Annotated in this window: 15 protein-coding genes, 1 tRNA gene and 1 pseudogene; 10 read left to right on the top strand and 7 right to left on the bottom strand. The window is 70.2% G+C overall.

Annotated elements, in window-relative coordinates; all coding sequences use genetic code 11:
- Positions 1-5 precede the first annotated feature (5 nt).
- Entirely contained in the window at positions 6-890 is an 885-nt protein-coding gene (locus tag AB3K78_RS13545) for an exodeoxyribonuclease III (protein ID WP_416444057.1), read from the bottom strand.
- A 191-nt stretch (positions 891-1,081) separates the two neighbouring features.
- On the opposite strand from AB3K78_RS13545, the gene AB3K78_RS13540 reads away from it, so the two are divergent.
- The gene (locus AB3K78_RS13540; RefSeq protein WP_416444055.1) at positions 1,082-1,966 is read left to right on the top strand and encodes a sulfurtransferase; all 885 of its coding nucleotides are present in this window, start codon (positions 1,082-1,084) and stop codon (positions 1,964-1,966) included.
- A 95-nt stretch (positions 1,967-2,061) separates the two neighbouring features.
- Here AB3K78_RS13540 and AB3K78_RS13535 read toward each other — a convergent pair.
- Positions 2,062-2,132 (bottom strand) — tRNA-Gly (locus AB3K78_RS13535).
- A gap of 79 nt (positions 2,133-2,211) precedes the next feature.
- The gene (locus AB3K78_RS13530; RefSeq protein WP_416444053.1) at positions 2,212-3,480 is read right to left on the bottom strand and encodes a serine hydrolase domain-containing protein; all 1,269 of its coding nucleotides are present in this window, start codon (positions 3,478-3,480) and stop codon (positions 2,212-2,214) included.
- Positions 3,481-3,622: 142 nt separating this feature from the next.
- Between AB3K78_RS13530 and AB3K78_RS13525 the strand changes: the two genes are divergently transcribed.
- Positions 3,623-4,726 carry a biliverdin-producing heme oxygenase gene (locus AB3K78_RS13525; RefSeq protein ID WP_416444051.1) on the top strand — a complete coding sequence of 368 codons (1,104 nt, stop codon included), beginning with the start codon at positions 3,623-3,625 and terminating at the stop codon, positions 4,724-4,726.
- Positions 4,727-4,836: 110 nt separating this feature from the next.
- Positions 4,837-5,187: a hypothetical protein gene (locus tag AB3K78_RS13520; RefSeq protein WP_416444049.1), complete on the top strand. Its 351-nt coding sequence runs from the start codon at positions 4,837-4,839 to the stop codon at positions 5,185-5,187.
- 604 nt (positions 5,188-5,791) lie between these two features.
- Here the strand turns inward: AB3K78_RS13520 and AB3K78_RS13515 are convergent.
- From AB3K78_RS13515 to AB3K78_RS13500, 4 genes are all read right to left on the bottom strand, one after another.
- On the bottom strand, positions 5,792-7,054 hold the full coding sequence (locus AB3K78_RS13515; protein ID WP_416444047.1) for an ATP-dependent DNA helicase: 1,263 nt from the start codon (positions 7,052-7,054) through the stop codon (positions 5,792-5,794).
- 99 nt (positions 7,055-7,153) lie between these two features.
- Entirely contained in the window at positions 7,154-8,485 is a 1,332-nt protein-coding gene (locus tag AB3K78_RS13510; RefSeq protein ID WP_416444045.1) for an MFS transporter, read from the bottom strand.
- A 4-nt stretch (positions 8,486-8,489) separates the two neighbouring features.
- Entirely contained in the window at positions 8,490-8,963 is a 474-nt protein-coding gene (locus AB3K78_RS13505; RefSeq protein ID WP_416444043.1) for a hypothetical protein, read from the bottom strand.
- Positions 8,964-8,997: 34 nt separating this feature from the next.
- Positions 8,998-9,387, bottom strand: coding sequence for a hypothetical protein (locus AB3K78_RS13500; protein WP_416444041.1), 390 nt, complete (start codon positions 9,385-9,387; stop codon positions 8,998-9,000).
- A 238-nt stretch (positions 9,388-9,625) separates the two neighbouring features.
- On the opposite strand from AB3K78_RS13500, the pseudogene dnaK reads away from it, so the two are divergent.
- From dnaK to AB3K78_RS13465, 7 genes and pseudogenes are all read left to right on the top strand, one after another.
- A pseudogene (gene dnaK, locus AB3K78_RS13495) lies at positions 9,626-11,472 on the top strand (molecular chaperone DnaK).
- Positions 11,473-11,474: 2 nt separating this feature from the next.
- Positions 11,475-12,068: a nucleotide exchange factor GrpE gene (locus AB3K78_RS13490; protein WP_416444039.1), complete on the top strand. Its 594-nt coding sequence runs from the start codon at positions 11,475-11,477 to the stop codon at positions 12,066-12,068.
- Positions 12,068-13,033 carry a DnaJ C-terminal domain-containing protein gene (locus AB3K78_RS13485; protein ID WP_416444037.1) on the top strand — a complete coding sequence of 322 codons (966 nt, stop codon included), beginning with the start codon at positions 12,068-12,070 and terminating at the stop codon, positions 13,031-13,033. Before AB3K78_RS13490 ends, AB3K78_RS13485 begins: the two co-directional genes overlap by 1 nt.
- 136 nt (positions 13,034-13,169) lie before the next feature.
- Complete coding sequence (locus AB3K78_RS13480; protein WP_046455559.1) at positions 13,170-13,580, top strand: heat shock protein transcriptional repressor HspR; 411 nt, start codon at positions 13,170-13,172, stop codon at positions 13,578-13,580.
- Positions 13,573-14,793, top strand: coding sequence for a class I SAM-dependent methyltransferase (locus AB3K78_RS13475; RefSeq protein WP_416444035.1), 1,221 nt, complete (start codon positions 13,573-13,575; stop codon positions 14,791-14,793). Before AB3K78_RS13480 ends, AB3K78_RS13475 begins: the two co-directional genes overlap by 8 nt.
- 163 nt (positions 14,794-14,956) lie before the next feature.
- Positions 14,957-16,144: a glycosyltransferase gene (locus AB3K78_RS13470; RefSeq protein WP_416444034.1), complete on the top strand. Its 1,188-nt coding sequence runs from the start codon at positions 14,957-14,959 to the stop codon at positions 16,142-16,144.
- The gene (locus AB3K78_RS13465; RefSeq protein WP_416444033.1) at positions 16,141-17,286 is read left to right on the top strand and encodes a glycosyltransferase family 4 protein; all 1,146 of its coding nucleotides are present in this window, start codon (positions 16,141-16,143) and stop codon (positions 17,284-17,286) included. The genes AB3K78_RS13470 and AB3K78_RS13465 overlap by 4 nt, the downstream gene beginning before the upstream one ends.
- The last annotated feature ends 157 nt before the right edge of the window (positions 17,287-17,443 follow it).

Genomic DNA, 17,443 nt, shown 5'->3' with positions numbered 1-17,443 from the left:
TCGGATCAGAACCACATGGGACGATCGAGGTCGTCCTCGTCCTCGTAGGACTCGCCGAGGCGGCCCGGATCCACGTCCACGACCACGGGGACGTGGTCGCTCGGGGCATCGCCCGTGCGCTCCTGGCGGTGGATCGAAGCGCCCGTCACCGCGCCGGCGAACGCCTCGGACGCCATGATGAAGTCGATCCGCATGCCCTCGTCCTTGGGGAAGCGGCCCGCCTTGTAGTCCCAGAAGGTGTAGCCCTCGGGAACGGTCGGACGCACCACATCGGTGACGGTCGGCGAGAAGCTCGCGAACATCGAGCGCTCGTCGGGCGAGACGTGCGTCGAACGACCGACGGCGAACGAGGGATCGCCCATGTCGCCCTCGAGCGGGGCGATGTTCCAGTCGCCCATGAGCGCGAGCGGCAGCTCCGGATTCTCGGCAAGCCACCGCTCGGCGTCGGTGCGCAGGGCCTCGAGCCAGGCGAGCTTGTAGGCGTAGTGGGGGTCGTTGAGGGCCCGACCGTTCGGGACGTACAGGCTCCACAACCGCAGGTCCCCCACGGTCACGCCGAGGGCGCGCGCCTCGAGCGGAAGGCCGTTCGGCCCCTCGCCCTGCACGTCCTCCTGGCCCGCGATCGGCTTGCCGAAGCCCGGCATGTCCGCGAAGCCGCGCGCGACATCGGTCATCTCGTGGCGGCTCGCGAACGCGACGCCGTTCCACTGGTTGAGGCCGTGGATCTCGAGCCGGTACCCGGCCTGCTCGAACGCCTCGACCGGGAACTGATCGGGCCGGCACTTGATCTCCTGCATCGCGAGCACGTCGATGTCCTCGCGGACCAGCCAGTCGACCACCCGGCCGACTCGGGTGCGGATCGAATTGACGTTCCAGGTGGCGATGCGCATGGATCCAGCGTATCCGGCTTCGCGGTCCGCCCGCCCGGACCGAGGATCGTGCTCGCACGATCTCGGAGATCCGCCCGATTTCGGATGCTTGCGGCTGAGACCTCCGAAATCCTGCGAATCTCCGACGGAATGGCGGGGTCGGGGCGCTGGGAGACGGTGGGCCGCCGTGGTCGGGGGCGCAGAATGGATGCATGACCGCTCCGATCCTCATCTCGGCCGAAGAACTGCGCGAACTGCTGTCCGGGGACACCCCGCCGCGTGTACTCGACGTCCGCTACCGGCTGGGGGCCACCGACGGGCGGGAGCAGTACCTGACCGGGCATATCCCGGGGGCCGTGTTCGCGGATCTCGAGGGGGAGCTCGCCGGGCACGGCGCTCCGTCGGACGGCCGGCACCCGTTGCCCGACGACGCGGCGCTCGAATCGGCGGCGCGCGGTTGGGGGATCCGCGCCGGGCAGACGGTCGTCGTGTACGACGATGCGCGATCGTTGCCGGCGTCGCGGGCCTGGTGGGCGCTGCGGCGGGCCGGGATCGGCGACGTGCGGCTGCTCGACGGCGGCCTCGCAACCTGGATCGCCGTCGGTGGGGCGGTGGAGCCGGGCGAGGTGGTGCCCGAGCCGGGCGATGTCGTGCTCGCGAGGCCCGGCGCAGCGGGCGTGCTCTCGGCGGAGCAGGTCGCCGAGTGGGACGGGATCCTGCTCGATGCCCGCGCACCGGAGCGGTTCCGGGGTGAGAGCGAGCCGATCGACCCGGTCGCGGGGCACATTCCGGGCGCGCGCAATCTGCCGATCTCGGAGGTGCTGGAACCGGACGGGCGCTTCCGTTCTCCGGATCGGATCGCAGCGGCGTTCGCCGCGGTGGGTGCGGCACCCGGCCATGCGCCGGATGCGGGTGCAATGCCGGGTGCGGACGGAGCGCCGGGCGGGGCGCGGATCGCGGCCTATTGCGGTTCGGGGGTGACGGCGGCGCAACTGGCGCTCGCGGGCGCGCTCATCGGGCTTGAGGTCGCGGTGTTCCCGGGGTCCTGGAGCGCGTGGTCGAACACTCCGGGACTGCCGGTCGCGACCGGGGAGTGAGGGGCTGACGAAGGCGCGGCGGGTGAAGGCGCGGCCGGGAGCGGCGCGGCCGCTGAAACGACGAGAGCCCCGCCGGGGCGGGGCTCTCGTGTCGGAGGGGATGACGAGAATCGAACTCGCGCTGTCTGCTTGGGAAGCAGAAGTTCTACCATTGAACTACATCCCCAGTGCCGGGCGGACCCGACGCTTTTCAGCCTAGCAGAACCCGGGGCGTGGACTGCTGAGCGGTTGTCGCCCGCCGCGATCTACTGGCAGATTGCGGCGCCCGCGAGGGCCTTGGCCTGGTCGTCGGCGCTCCAGGGGACGTCCGGGCCTGCGCCGGCGTCCTTCGAGAGGGCCGCGATCTGGAAGGCCAGTGCGCGGGCGAAGCCCGCTCCCGCGCTCGAGTTGTTCAGTGTGACGACCACGGTGTAGCCGCTGGACGGATCCTGGTAGGCGGCGGTGATGGCGCCGGTGATCGAGCCGCTGCGGCCGAGCAGGGGTCCCATCTTCTCGACGCCGAAGCCGAACTGCTGCGCGTTCGGATCCGGCGCGACCTCCTTGGTCGGCTTCCCGTCCTTGTCTCGCTCGGGGTTCTGGGTCGACTGGGTCTTGGTGATGAGCTCCTGATCCTTCTTCGTGCCGAACGTGCCGGAGAAGTAGGCGGTGTAGAAGTTCTTCAGGTCCGAGACCGTGGTGACCGAGGCCCCGGCGGCGCTGAGCATGCTGGTCGAGATCTTGCTCAGTTTCGCGGGCTTCGCCTCGCAGACGGGCTTGCCGCCCGCCGCGGGATAGGTGAGGCCGGTCATGCCGCCGCTGGGCAGCGCCAGGTCGCTCGGATCCGGGAGGTAGGTCGAACCCATCGACGCCTTGCTGTAGACGCGATCCTTGAGGAGGTCCGCGAGGGACTGGCCGGTGACCTCTTCGAGCGCGCGGGCCAGCACGAGGCTGTCGGTGTCGGAGATGTAGACGTTCTGGCCGGGCCAGGGGAGCGGCGACCGCACGAGACCGTTCGCGAGGAGCTCCCGATCGCTCCACGGACGGAGCGGGTTGTTCGCGAAGATGTCGCTGATGCCGGTCTTGAAATCGGCGAGGCCCGAGGTTCCGTCGCACAGGTGCTGGTAGGTGATGCCTTCCAGGCCCTTCTGGCGGGGGAGATCCTTCGAGACCTCGCGATCGAGCTTGATCGTGCCGTCGGCGTTGAGGCTGAGCAGGAGGGCGCAGAGCGCCGGCTGAGTCGTCTGCCCACCGCGGATCGCCGCGTCGGCGCCGAGCTTGCCCGAGCCGAAGGACTGCAGGTACTCGCCCTTCTTGTCGCCGCTCCACACGCCCACGATGGCGTCGGTGGATCCGCTCTGCTTCATGGCCTGCTGGACCGCCTGCTCGATGTTGCCCGAGAGTCCCTTGTCGACGGTGTTCACCGCGTCTGCTCCGCCCGAGGCGCCCTGGCCGGTGCACGCGGTGAGGCCGAGAGCTGCGACGGCGACGGCACCGATCACAGCGATGCGGGAGCGTCGAGCGAATTTCGAAATCACCGGACCGCCAATCTGTTTGCAGGCATAGAACATTCGCGATTCTACTGCCTGGTTTTCGGGAGGCCGCTGAGCCTGGCCGGTGATGCGCGCCGGGGGAGTGGCCGAGGTGCGGGGTTAGGCAAGCCTTAGTTAGGATGGCGGAGTGAGTGATTTCGACGAGACCGTCATTTCCGGTGTGATCGGCCACATGAACGGCGACCACACCGACGACAACCTGCTGATTGCGCGTGCGTTCGGGTATCCCGAGGCGACGGCGAGCACGATGACGGGTCTGACCGGGGAACACGGCTGCTGGAACGTGGTGGATGCCGCTGGCGAGCACGAGCTGTGCGTGCCCTGGCCCGCTGGTCGGATCACGGAGCGGCCGCAGATCCGACGGGAGGTCGTGCTGCTCTATCGCGAGGCCTGCAAGCGCCTCGGCGTCGAGCCGCGCGCCGAGCACGAGGCGCCCCAGCACCTGCCCGGTCAGGGCGGCGCCGAGCATCCGCACGGCTCGGGAGACGCGGCCCATGGCGGTGCTCATCCTCAGGGCGGCCACGGCCACGGCCACGCGGCGCACGCCGGTTCGAACCCGCACCCAGCCCCGGCGCAAGACGGTCCCGTGGCGTTCTCGGCCGAAATCCGCAGCGGTTCCTGGTCGGATCACTCCGACAGCGAGGGTGCCGGGTTCATGGAGGGCATCATGCGCGGCCGGGGCACTCGCGAGGACTATGTCGCGCTCGCCGTGCAGCACTACTTCATGTATGAAGCGCTCGAGGAGAGCGCGGCGAAGTTCGAGCAGGACGCCCGCTTCGCCGGATTCCACTCGGACGACCTCGAGCGCATGGCCGCGCTCGAGGAGGACCTGGTGTTCCTGATCGGCGACGACTGGCGGGAGCGTATCGAACCCACTCCCGCGACCGCGGCGTACGCGGCCCGGATCCGTGAGGTCGCGGACGAGGGCTGGCTCCCCGGTCTCGTCGCGCACCACTACACCCGCTACCTCGGCGATCTGTCGGGCGGGCAGATGATCGCGCGTCGAGTGGGGAAGCAGTTCGGCTTCGAGCGCGCGGGCATCTCGTTCTACGATTTCTCGTCGCTCGGCGATCTCGCTGAGTTCAAGGACCGGTACCGGGCCGAGCTCGACGCGCTGGGTGAGACGCTCGATCAGGCGGAGCGTGATCGCGTGCTGGCCGAGGTGCGTGCCGCCTACCGTTTCAACACCGACGTATTCGGCGATCTGGCTCGGGCGAAGGCAGCGAACTAGCGCGGCCCGACGCTCCTTCTCTCGAGAGAGGGGTCGGCTCGGGGAGGCCGTAGACGCCGGGGTGCTCATCCTTCGGCGAACCTTCGAGCGAGGCTGACGCGCAGTGGTGGATGGAAGTCCTCGGCGTGCGCTCGGAAGATCTTGCAGCCGGCGTCCCGAGCGCGGTCGAGACGAGTCAGATCGCGGAGATATTGCTGGCGGTCTGTGCGGTGCTGCTTGCCCTCGTACTCGAGGATTCGCCTCCGCGTGCGATCGACCTGGTCGAATCGTCCGATCCAGGACCCGGCACGATCGTAGAGGTCCGCTTGCAGCTCGAGGTCGTCGAGGCCCATCGAGGCGAGCACGTCGTGCACGCGGGATTCCATTCGGGATTCCGCGCCGAGCCGAGACACCGACCATGCATCGCGCAGTCGCTTGATGCCGCGGGCGCGACTGCGTATGAGGAGATCGTCGATTTCTGATTCGGAGAGTGAAGCCCCATCGGGAACCTGTCGAGGGCGGCGCAAGTGGTCGAGGGCGACCACGAGTTCGAGAAACGGGAGCATCGCGGCGGATTGCAGCAGCGCAAGGGAAGCCGGCACGCACGGGAGGCCGCTCGGGCTCCGTACCGGTGCGAATTGCGCCAATGTGCGGTGGCCGATGACCCCGCGACCCGTCGAGCGGTTGAGCGGCGACGGAACGGTCACGTGCAGTTCTTCGGATGCCCGGAGCGGCGCCCCGTGCAGCAGGAGCGCGCTCGTATGGCTGAAGCGCTCTTCTCGGCGGAGCAGCGGCGCGTAGTCCTCTGCCCGGGCCCGGACCCGGCCCTCGACAGAGGTCGGCCGGCCCGGTGGCGCAGACTGCGGTGAAGTGAGACGTCCGATTCCATGGTGCGGGCGCGCGAATCTCGAGTGGGCGAGAGTGGCCGGGGTCACACCGAGCGCCCGAGCCTCGGTGAGATCCACCGAGTGGTGGCAGAACGATGTAATCGGCCTGCTCTACGAGCGTTTGCCGCCACTCGAAGGAGAACACGCGGGGGCTCTCCCGCGGGTGAAGGAACAGGTGAACGCGCCCGACCCTGGCCCCCTACCGCCCCTGCATGAACCTGACGACGTTGGGGTCGACGATCACGTCGCGGGGCTGCAGCGGCCGCCGCAGGTAGAGCCCGTCGAGCGATCGCACGCGGCTGAGCGCCACATAGCTCTGCCCGGCGCTGAATGCGCGGGGGCCCAGGTCGATCACGGCCTGATCGTAGGTGTGGCCCTGCGACTTGTGGATGGTCACGGCCCAGGCGAGGCGCAGCGGGAACTGCTCGAATTCCGCGACGACCTCCTTCTCGAGCTTCTTGGTCTCGGCGTCGTACCGGTAGCGGAACCGCTCCCAGACGGCGGGTTCCACCTCGTACTCCTCGTCGTCGACCTCCACCCAGACGGTGCCCGAGACCCGCGAGACGGTGCCGATGGTGCCGTTGACCCAGCGCCCGTCGGGATCGTTGCGCAGGAACATGACCTGGGCGCCCTGCTTCAGCTCGAGCACTTCGTCGGCGGGGAAGGTGTTCTCGCGGAACTCACCGTTCACCTCGGCGACGGCGCGCATCGCGCCGCCCTTGATGCCGGCGAGGCGTTCCTGATTGATCCTGTTGACGGTGGCGTTGGTGGTCGCGAGGGTGAGCGCGTCGGCGGGGGCGGGCCGGTTGCCCGCGGCGTTGAGCTCGCCGGCCATGTCCGCGTCGACCACGCCGTGGCGCACGGCGCCGAGGATCTGCTTGAAGCGGCTGTCGCGCTGCCGGTGCACCTCGGTGAGCTCGACGATGCTCATGGGGGAATCGCGCCACACCTTCGCGTCGAAGAACCAGAGCGAGCGGTAGGTGTCGTTGAAGTAGGCGCGCTCGTGCGGGTCGCGCGGCGGCACGGGCGGCAGCTGGAAGGGGTCGCCGAACATGATGATCTGCGCGCCGCCGAACGGGTCGTGCTTCTTGCCGCGCGCCTGCCGCAGCGCGCGGTCGATCGCGTCCATGAGGTCGGCGGAGACCATGGAGATCTCGTCGAGCACGAGGGTGTCGATCGACGAGAGCATCTTCTTCAGCTCGGCGGGCTGGTCGAGGTCGTGGTCGGCGATCACGCCGGTGGGGAGCCGCAGCAGCGAGTGGATCGTCTGCCCGCCCACGTTGAGCGCGGCGACGCCCGTCGGCGCGCACACGGCGATGATCTTGCTCGTGTTCCACGCCAGGTGGTTCAGGATCGTCGACTTGCCCGTGCCGGCGCGCCCCGTGACGAAGATGTGCTCGCGGGTGTGCTCGATCCGTTCGTAGACGGCGAGCTGCTCGGGGCTGAGTTCGGGGCGGGGCACCCAGCCAGGGTACCCGTTCCGGGCGGCCGCATCGGGCCCGATCCGAGGGGGTGATTCCGAGGCTTCGCGCGAGCGCGCCGCAGCGGATCGGCCGTGCGGTCAGCCCGCCGCCACCGTGGTGCGCCGCCCGACGGGCAGCAGCAGGAGCAGGCCGATGATCAGCACGAGCACGATCCCGAGGATCCCGAAGATGGTGGATCCGCCGAGCGCGACCGCGAGCGTGAACCCGGCGGGCGCGAGGAACGACACCGCGCGACCGGTCGTGGCGTAGAGTCCGAAGATCTCGCCCTCCTTGCCGGGCGGGATCAGCCGGGCGAGGAAGGACCGGCTCGCGGACTGCACGGGCCCGACGAAGATGCACAGCAGGAGCCCGAACACCCAGAACACCCAGGAGCCGAGCGGGTTCAGCAGGAAGACGAGCAGGCCGCAGAACAGCATCAGCGTGAGCGAGCCGACCATGACGGACTTCGCCCCGATCCGGTCCTCGAACATGCCGATCAGGATCGTGGCGAGCCCGGCGACGACGTTCGCGGCGATGGCGAAGATGATGACGGTGGTGGAGTCGAAGCCGAAGCTGCGCGCCGCGATCACGCCGCCGAACGTGAAGACGCCGGCGAGCCCGTCGCGGAACACGGCGCTGGCGATGAGGAAGAAGAGGGTCTGGCGGGCGGTGCGCCACAGGTTCCGCACGCTGCGGAACAGGTCGGCGTAGGCGGTCAGGATCCCGCGACCGGCGCCGTGGTACTCGGCGGCGACGGGGATCTCGGGCACCGCGAAGAAGACCGGCACGGCGAAGATCCCGAACCAGGCGGCGGCGAGCACCATGGCGACGCGGATGTTCCACGCGCCCTCGCTCGTGACCCCGAACCAGCCGACGTCGGGGAAGATGAAGCCGACCAGCAGGATCGCGAGCAGCACGATGCCGCCGAGGTAGCCCATGCCCCAGCCGAAGCCCGAGATCTTGCCGACGTTGCGGTTGTCGGAGATCTGCCTGAGCATCGCGTTGTAGCTGACGCTCGCGAACTCGAAGGCGACGTTGCCGACCGCGAGCAGCACGAGGCCGAGCATGAGGTACTGCTCGGCGGGGGCGACGAGCACCATCAGCGCGGTGCAGGCCACCACGATCGCGGTGTTGATCCCGAGCCAGGTCTTGCGCCGGCCGGCGGCGTCCGAGAGGCGCCCGATCACGGGCGCGAAGAGCGCGACGACGACGCCGGCGATGAGGAGCGCGGTGCCGAGCTTCGCCGAGACCTCCTGCTCGGGACCGAACGACTCGCTCGTGAGGTACACGCTGAAGACGAACGTGGTGACGACCGCGTTGAACGAGGCCGACCCCCAATCCCACAGCGACCAGGCGAAGACCGTGCGCTTGCGCACGGCGGGGAGGTCGGTGTCGGCCTCGGCGCCTGCGGCCGTATTCGGGGCGATCATGCGCTCAGGGTAGCGCCTGCGGGGAAACGCCGGGGGTTCGCGCCCGGAGCGCCTCCGCGACCGAGAGCAGCCAGGGCCACAGCCCGGGATCGGTGACCGGGAACAGGCGGGGCGAGTAGAGGAACGCCTCTGCTCCGAGGACCTCGAGATCGACGGGGCGCTCTGCGAGCAGGTCGAGCAGCTCGGAGTCGACGAACGCGGCGGCGCGCTCGCCGTCGCGCTTCCACGCCCACAGGGTGAATCGGTCCCCGTTCGCGGCTCGGAGACGGGTCGGTTCGCGCATGTCGACGAACCCGGCGATGCTCCCGCCGTCGATCATCGAATTGTTCGACTTCGCGTCGAGCAGGAACGGCGGGGCCGAGCCGCCGAGCGCGATCCTGGCATAGCCGAAGCTCACGGGCGACTCGATCCCGCGGTATCCGACGTCGGTGGCGTGGTACTCGCCGACCTCGATCGATCGGTCCGGCCAGCGCAGCACTCCTCGAGGCGCTGATTCTTGCTGCCCCGGCCGATCACCGACCCGACGGCGGGGGATCGGCCTCGCGTTCGACGAGCTCGAGGCCGTTGGCCGCGGCGAAGCCGGTGATGCGCCAGCGCTGGTCGGGCAGCGCGCGGCTCTGCCGGATCGCGCCGCGCAGCACGAAGACGCACAGCCCGCCGGTGAGGATCGCGACGGCGACCGCGGGGAGGAGCCACCAGGCCGAACCACCGCTGAGCGCGCCCATGGCGAACGCGGCGGCGAGGCCGAGGCCGAGCACGATCACGAGGAGAAGCGCGCAGCCGGTCCCGATCGCGGCGCCGGCCTTCGTCTGCCCGTGACGGCGATCGATCTCGGCCGAGAGTTCGCGCGCGGCGGTGCCGTCCTCGGGACCCGTGAGGGGGCTGAGATCGAGCTCGGGCATGGGCCACAGCGTACTGCGAGCGAGGCCCGAGGGGCAGGAACGAGCGAAGCTGAGAGTTGAGTGTGTTCGACTCAAGTTCACCCGCACGAGGTTGACGGGGCCCGCGAACCCGATAAACTTGAGCACAAGCGACTCAACCTTCTGAGCTCGCACCGGATTCGGGATCCAGGGCGATCCCGGAGCAGAATCACCAGAACCGGGCGGCCCACGGCCGCCGCACCAACAGCAAGGAGAGCACATGTCACGTGCAGTCGGTATCGACCTCGGCACCACCAACTCCGTCGTCGCGGTCCTCGAGGGCGGCGAGCCCACGGTCATCGCCAACGCCGAAGGCTTCCGCACCACCCCCTCGATCGTCGCGTTCACGAAGGACGGCGAGGTGCTCGTCGGCGAGACCGCCAAGCGCCAGGCCGTCACCAACGTCGACCGCACCATCGCGTCGGTCAAGCGCCACATGGGCACCGACTGGACCACCGAGATCGACGGCAAGAAGTACACCCCGCAGGAGATCAGCGCGCGCACGCTCATGAAGCTGAAGCGCGACGCCGAGACCTACCTGGGCGACAAGGTGACCGACGCGGTCATCACCGTCCCCGCCTACTTCAACGACGCCGAGCGCCAGGCCACCAAGGAAGCCGGCGAGATCGCGGGCCTCAACGTGCTCCGCATCATCAACGAGCCGACCGCCGCGGCGCTCGCCTACGGCCTCGACAAGGGCAAGGAGGACGAGCTGATCCTCGTCTTCGACCTCGGTGGCGGCACCTTCGACGTCTCCCTCCTCGAGGTGGGCAAGGACGACGACTTCTCGACCATCCAGGTCCGCGCGACCGCCGGCGACAACCGCCTCGGCGGCGACGACTGGGACCAGCGCATCGTCGAGTGGCTGATCCAGCAGTTCAAGTCGTCGACCGGCGTCGACGTCGCGAACGACAAGATCGCCCTGCAGCGCCTCAAGGAGGCCGCCGAGCAGGCCAAGAAGGAGCTCTCGAACTCGATGAGCACCCAGATCCAGCTGCCGTACCTCTCGCTCACCGAGAACGGCCCGGCGAACCTCGACGAGACGCTCTCGCGCGCCAAGTTCGAGGAGCTGACCAAGGATCTGCTCGAGCGGACCCGCAAGCCCTTCAACGACGTGATCGCCGAGGCCGGCGTCAAGGTCTCCGACATCGCCCACGTGGTGCTCGTCGGCGGCTCGACCCGCATGCCCGCCGTCTCCGAGCTGGTCAAGCAGCTCACCGGCGGCCGTGAGCCCAACAAGGGCGTCAACCCCGACGAGGTCGTGGCCGTCGGCGCCGCCCTCCAGGCCGGCGTGCTGAAGGGCGAGCGCAAGGACGTCCTCCTCATCGACGTCACCCCCTGAGCCTCGGCATCGAGACCAAGGGCGGCATCATGACGAAGCTCATCGAGCGCAACACGGCGATCCCGACCAAGCGCAGCGAGACCTTCACCACCGCCGACGACAACCAGCCGTCGGTCGCCATCCAGGTGTTCCAGGGCGAGCGCGAGTTCACCCGCGACAACAAGAACCTGGGCACCTTCGAGCTGACCGGCATCGCGCCGGCTCCGCGCGGCGTGCCGCAGGTCGAGGTCACCTTCGACATCGATGCCAACGGCATCGTCCAGGTGTCGGCGAAGGACAAGGGCACCGGCAAGGAGCAGACGATCACGATCTCGGGCGGCTCGAGCCTCTCGAAGGACGACATCGACCGCATGGTGCGCGAGGCCGAGGAGCACGCCGCCGAGGACAAGAAGCGCCGCGAGGCCGCCGAGGTCCGCAACAACGCCGAGCAGCTCGCCTACTCGGTCGAGAAGCTCATCTCGGAGAACGAGGACAAGCTGCCCGAGGACGTCAAGACCGAGGTGCAGGGCGATCTCGACGCGCTGAAGCAGGCGCTCGCCGGTGACGACGAGGCCGCGGTCAAGACCGCCGCCGACAAGCTCGGCGAGAGCCAGCAGAAGCTCGGCCAGGCGATCTACCAGTCGGCGCAGGACGCCGCCCCCGAGGCCGGCACCGCCGCTCCCGAGTCGAACGACGAGGACGTGGTGGACGCCGAGGTCGTCGAGGACGACGAGGAGAAGAAGTAACGATGACGAACGAGGAGCAGCGCACGCCCCAGGGTGACCAGCCCGGCGACGAGGTTCCCGTTGCGGGGCCGGAGGCGAACGCCTCCGGCCCCGCGCCGCAGGACGAGGATCTGACGGTCGACGACATCCTGTCGACCGAGCAGGACGCGTCCGCGGCCGGGGATCCGGGTGCGGCGGCCGAGGCCGAGAATCCGTACCTGGAGGACCTGCGTCGGATCACCGCGGAGTACGCGAACTACCGCAAGCGGACCGAGGCCAACGCGGCCATCGAGAAGCAGCGCGCCACGGCCGCCGCCGTGCTGCCCATGCTCTCGGTGCTCGACGATCTCGACCGCGCCGAGCAGCACGGGGACCTCGAAGAGGGCTCCGCGTTCGCCACGATCGCGACCAAGATCCGATCCACCTTCGAGCGCCTCGGCCTCGAGAGCTTCGGTGAGAAGGGCGAGCCCTTCGACCCGCAGCTGCACGAGGCCATCGCCCAGGTGCCGGTTCCCGGCACCGAGTCGGAGACGGTGCTCGACGTGATCGAGCGCGGCTACCGGATCGGCGATGTCGAGCTGCGGCCCGCCAAGGTGGCCGTGGCTGTGGGGGGCTGATGGCAAGTCAAGACTGGCTCGAGAAGGACTTCTACCAGATCCTCGGCGTCGCGAAGGACGTCGGCGAAGCGGATCTGAAGAAGGCCTATCGCAAGCTCGCCCGCAAGTACCACCCGGATTCGAATCCGGGCGATACCGCGGCCGAGGCCCGATTCAAGGAGATCAGCGAGGCGTATTCGGTGCTCTCCGATTCGGAGCAGCGCGCCGAGTACGACCAGATCCGCGCCATGGGCACGGGGTCGGCGCGGTTCACCTCGGGCGGGCAGGGCTTCGAGGACATCTTCGGAGGCATGTTCGGCCAGCAGGGCGGGCACAGCGCGACCGGCGGCCGCAACTTCAGCTATCAGCAGGGCGGCCCGCAGGGCTTTGAGGACATCTTCAGCATGTTCGGCGGGGGCGGCGCACCGCGCGGTCCCCAGCGGGGCCGTGACATCACCGCCTCGACCACGCTCGACTTCGAGACGGCGGTGCGCGGCAACACCGTGACGCTGCAGGCTCCGAGCGGGCAGGTCAAGGTCAAGATCCCGGCCGGGGTCTCCGACGGGCAGAAGATCAAGGTCCGCGGCAAGGGCGAGCCCAGTCCCGACGGCGGCACCGCCGGCGACATCATCCTGACCGTGCACGTGCGCTCGCACCCCGTGTTCGAGCGCGACGGTCAGAACCTGCGGCTCTCGCTCCCCGTCACCTTCACCGAGGCCGCCCTCGGCGCGACGGTCGAGGTGCCGACGCTCGGCGGTCCGACCGTCAAGCTGAAGGTGCAGCCGGGCACCCCGAGCGGACGCGTGCTGCGCGTCAAGGGACGCGGCGTGCAGTCCTCGAAGGGCACCGGCGACCTGCTCGCCGAAGTCCAGGTGGTCGTGCCCGCGCACCTCTCGGACGCGGCGAAGGAGGCGCTCGAAGCCTTCCGCGCCGTCGAACCCGACGAGAACCCGCGAGCGGATCTGCTCGCACGAGCCAAGGGATAACCGATCCGCGCTGCTGGTTGAGCGAGGAACGAGTCGAAACCAAGGATCCTCGGTTTCGACTCGCCAGCTCGCTCAACCAGCGGATCGGCGCAGAATGGAAGTAAGGAACGAGGTGAGCGCAATGACCGGGCCGCAGATGGATCGCACCACGCCCGTGTTCGCGATCGCCGTCGCGGCGGAGCTCGCCGAGATGCACCCGCAGACCCTGCGGCAGTACGACCGGATCGGTCTCGTTTCGCCGCAGCGCACGCGCGGCAACACGCGGCGCTACTCGCTGCGCGATGTCGAGCAGTTGCGCGAGGTCGGCCGGCTCTCGGCCGAGGGACTGAGCCTCGAGGGGATCCGGCGCGTGCTGGAGCTCGAGGACCGGGTGCAGCATCTCGAGACGCGCGTGCGCGAGCTCGAGCGGGCGCTCTCCGACGAACTCCTCAACCGGCCGGGCCGCCGCGTGTTCGCGGCCGGCTCCGAGGGCGAGGTCTTCACCCTGAGCCGCGGCACCCGAGTGCGCCGCAGCACCGAGATGGTCGTCTGGCATCCCGGTGACTGAGGCCGGAGCCCGCGAGTCCGGCGCCGCCGACGCGTTCGAGGCCGCGCTCACCGCGTTCCTCCGCGAGCTCTCGCGGGAACCCGACCTCGACGCCCCCGAGCTCCTGCCGTTCGACGCGACGGATCGCCTGCTGCTCCAGGCCGCACGGGATCCCCGCTTCGGCGAGGCGCTGCCGGGCGGCATCGCGGTGATCGGCGACCGGCACGGCGCGCTCGCGCTCGGCGCCGTGCGGCTGCTCGGCGCGACCGGCGTGCGGGTCCACCAGGATCCGCTGCTCGGCGAACGTGCCCTGCACGCCAACGCCGACCGGCTGGACGTCGCGGACGCTCCGGTCTCCCTCCCGCTCGGCCCCGAGCTGCTGCGCGGTGCGAAGCTGGTGCTGCTCCAGCTCCCGCGCGGCCTCGACGCGCTCGACGAGATCGCGCAGGCGATCGCGCGCTGGGCCGACCCCGCGGTCGTGGTGCTGGCCGGCGGCCGGGTGAAGCACATGACGCTCGCGATGAACGAGGTGCTGCAGCGCAGCTTCGCCGACGTGTCGGCGGGCCTCGCCCGCCAGAAGTCCCGCGTCCTCACCGCCACCGCTGCGCGCCCGGAGCCAGCGCTCGGTGCGCCCCGCTTCCCCGTCTGGGGCGGCGACCCCGACCTCGGCTTCCGTCTCGCGGCGTACGGCGCCGCCTTCGGCGGCACCAAGCTCGACCGCGGCACCCGGCTGCTGCTCGACACGATGCGCACTGCCCCGCCGCGCGGATCCGGACCCGGGCGGACACCCGCCCGGATCGTCGATCTCGGCTGCGGCACCGGCACGCTCGCGGTCAGCGCGGCGCGCGCCTGGCCCGACGCCGAGGTCATCGCGACCGATCAGTCGTCCGCGGCGGTCGCCTCGACCCGGCTCACCGCCGAGGCCGCCGGAGTCGCGGGACGCGTCGCGACGGTGCGCGCGGACGGCTGCGAGGCCGTGCCCGACGGCTGGGCGGATCTGATCCTGCTCAATCCGCCGTTCCACTCCGGCTCGACGGTGCACACCGCGGTCGCGCACCGCCTCATCCGGTCCTGCGCCCGCGCGCTCGCGCCCGGCGGCGAACTGCGGATCGTCTTCAACTCGCCCCTCGGCTACCGCCCGATCCTGGAACGCGCGATCGGCCCGGCCGAGCAGCTCGCCCGCGACCGCACCTTCACGGTGCTGACGGCGCGGAAGGCGCGGGCCGGGCGCTGAGCGAGCCGGCCGTCGAGGCCGCCCGGCCCGGGCCGCGGATCCCGGAATCCCGACGCGCCCCGGGCGATCTCCAGAGTCGTCCGAATACACTGATACACGTTCCCGCGGGCCGAATCCCGAGTTCCGCGGCCCACCCGACGACTCGAAAGGCGCGAGCGCACCCGTGAGCCCCACCGATCGACCCGACCGTCTGCGCATCCTGATCGGATGCGACACGTTCGCCCCCGACGTGAACGGCGCCGCCCGTTTCGCCGAGCGCCTGGCCGCCGGCCTCGTCGAGCGCGGGCACGAGGTCCACGTCGTGGCCCCCGGCACCCGCTATCGCCGCACCCGCCCGAAGGTCGAGATCATCGAGGGCCAGCCGATGACCGTGCACCGCCTGCCGTCGGTGCGCTGGCTGCCGCACGACTGGCTGCGCTTCGTCTGGCCGTGGCGCTCGAAGCACTACGCGCGGCAGGTGCTGTCGCGGGTGCGCCCCGACGTCGTGCACATCCAGTCGCACATCGTCATCGGCCGCGGTCTCGCCCGTATCGCCCGCCAGCGGCGGATCCCGATCGTGGCGACCAACCACGTCATGGCCGAGAACATCCTCGACTTCACCGTCATGCCGCCGTTCGTCGACAAGCTCGTGCTGAAGCTCGCGTGGGACGACGCCGAGCGCACCTTCAAGATGGCCCGCGCCGTCACGACCCCCACGCGCCGTGCGGCCGAGTTCCTCGAGCGCACCATCGACATCTCGGGCGTGATCCCCGTGAGCTGCGGCATCGACCGGCGCAACTACCGCCCCGACGCGACGCCGCGCACCGAGCACCGCATCCTGTCGGTCGGACGCCTCACCAGCGAGAAGCGGATCGACGTGACGCTGCGCGCCATCGCCGCACTCGACCCGTCGATCCGGGTCCGCTTCGACATCGTCGGCGGCGGCGACCAGCGCAAGCACCTCGAGCAGCTCGTGCAGAAGCTCGGCCTGCAGGATCGCGTGCACTTCCTCGGCAAGATCGACGAGGATCAGCTCGTCGACGCCTACAGCCGCGCCTCCGTGTTCGTGATCTCGTCGATCGCCGAGCTGCAGTCGATCGCGACCATGGAGGCCATGGCCTCCGGGCTGCCCGTCATCGCGGCGGACGCCGTCGCGCTGCCGCACCTCGTGCACCACGGCGAGAACGGCTACCTGTTCGAGCCCGACAACCACGCCGAACTCGCGGCCCGCCTCACCGAGGTGCTCACCGCGGAACCCGAGGAGTGGGCGCGCATGCAGCGGGCGTCGCTCGACGGGGTGCTCGTGCACGACATCACGCGCACGCTCGACACCTTCGAGGCGCTGTACCGCGGAGAGCCGATCCCCGAGTGAGACCCGTCCGCCTCTTCTTCGACGCCCGGTACATCCGCACCGACTTCCACGATGGGATCAGCCGATTCTCGGCCGAGCTCGCGCGCGCCGTCGCCGAGCTCGCCGCGGCCGGTGGAGCGACGGGCGAGCGCGACGTCCAGGTGATCTTCCTGATCCACGACGACGCCCAGATCACGCTGCTGCCCGAGGGCGCCCGCACGCTGAAGATCCACGCGCCGACGTCGGCGAAGGAGCCGTTCACAGCCCTGATCCTCAACCGGCACCGCCCCGACGCGGTGTTCTCGCCGATGCAGACCATCGGATCGCTCGGGCGCCGGTTCAAACTGATCCTCACCCTGCACGACACGATCTACTACCGCCACCGCACGCCCCCGCGGGACCTTCCGGCACCCGTGCGGCTCGGCTGGCGGCTGTTCCACCTGAGCTACGTGCCGCAGCGTTTCGTGCTGAACCGCGCCGACGTCGTGGCGACGGTGAGCGAGACGAGCAAGCGGCAGTTCGCCGCGGTGCGCCTGACCCGACGGCCCGTGATCGTGCTCGGCAACGCGCCGCAGCGGCTCGAAGAGCTGCTGCCGGAACTGCCCGCCGGCGCGAACCCGGGCCTCGAACGCGGTGCCGAGGTCCCCAAGCGGATCGTCTACATGGGCTCGTTCATGCCCTACAAGAACGTCGAGACGCTGGTGCGCGGCATGGCCGGTCTGCCCGGCCGCACGCTGCACCTGCTCAGCCGGATCAGCCCGCAGCGCCGCGCCGAGCTCGAAGCGATCGCACCGGCCGGGGCCGACATCGTGTTCCACGGCGGCGTCTCCGACACCGAGTACGCCGCGCTGCTCGACGACCGCGCGATCCTCGCGACGCTCAGCCTCGACGAGGGCTACGGCCTGCCGATCGCGGAGGCGCTCGCGTTCGGCGTGCCCGCAGTGGTGAGCGACCTCGAGATCTTCCGCGAGGTGGCGGGCGAGGGCGCGCTCTTCGTGCCCGCGAAGGACCCGGAGGCGTTCGCCGCTGCGGTGCGGGAGCTCGACGACGACTCGGTGCGCGAACGGACCATCGCCGCGGGCGTCGCCCACGCGGCCGAGTACTCGTGGGAGCGCACGGCGGGCACGCTGCTCGCCGAGGTGCGCCGGCTCGCTTCGAGCTGAGGGATGCGGGGCTGCTGGCGCCGGGGTCGCTGGCGGCGGGGTCGCTGCGGGAGCCGGAGTCCGGGCTGTGGCCGGAGCCAGAGCTGTGGCCGGAGGGCCCGGGGGAGTGCGCTCGCCGGCTTCTGAGGCGCCCGAGCGACGGGCCGACGTTCGAGGG

This window comes from Leucobacter sp. HNU (genome assembly GCF_047946755.1).
Taxonomy (GTDB): domain Bacteria; phylum Actinomycetota; class Actinomycetes; order Actinomycetales; family Microbacteriaceae; genus Leucobacter.
The sequence above is the reverse complement of the archived record's forward strand: the minus strand, read 5'-3'. Positions and strand labels throughout refer to the sequence as shown.

Coding starts and splice junctions, on each gene's coding strand:
- AB3K78_RS13500 (WP_416444041.1), bottom strand. CDS start 9,387: ATGCCCGAGCTCGATCTCAGCCCCCTCACGGGTCCCGAGGACGGCACC.
- AB3K78_RS13510 (WP_416444045.1), bottom strand. CDS start 8,485: ATGATCGCCCCGAATACGGCCGCAGGCGCCGAGGCCGACACCGACCTC.
- AB3K78_RS13540 (WP_416444055.1), top strand. CDS start 1,082: ATGACCGCTCCGATCCTCATCTCGGCCGAAGAACTGCGCGAACTGCTG.
- AB3K78_RS13490 (WP_416444039.1), top strand. CDS start 11,475: ATGACGAACGAGGAGCAGCGCACGCCCCAGGGTGACCAGCCCGGCGAC.
- AB3K78_RS13545 (WP_416444057.1), bottom strand. CDS start 890: ATGCGCATCGCCACCTGGAACGTCAATTCGATCCGCACCCGAGTCGGC.
- AB3K78_RS13520 (WP_416444049.1), top strand. CDS start 4,837: ATGGAAGTCCTCGGCGTGCGCTCGGAAGATCTTGCAGCCGGCGTCCCG.
- AB3K78_RS13480 (WP_046455559.1), top strand. CDS start 13,170: ATGGATCGCACCACGCCCGTGTTCGCGATCGCCGTCGCGGCGGAGCTC.
- AB3K78_RS13485 (WP_416444037.1), top strand. CDS start 12,068: ATGGCAAGTCAAGACTGGCTCGAGAAGGACTTCTACCAGATCCTCGGC.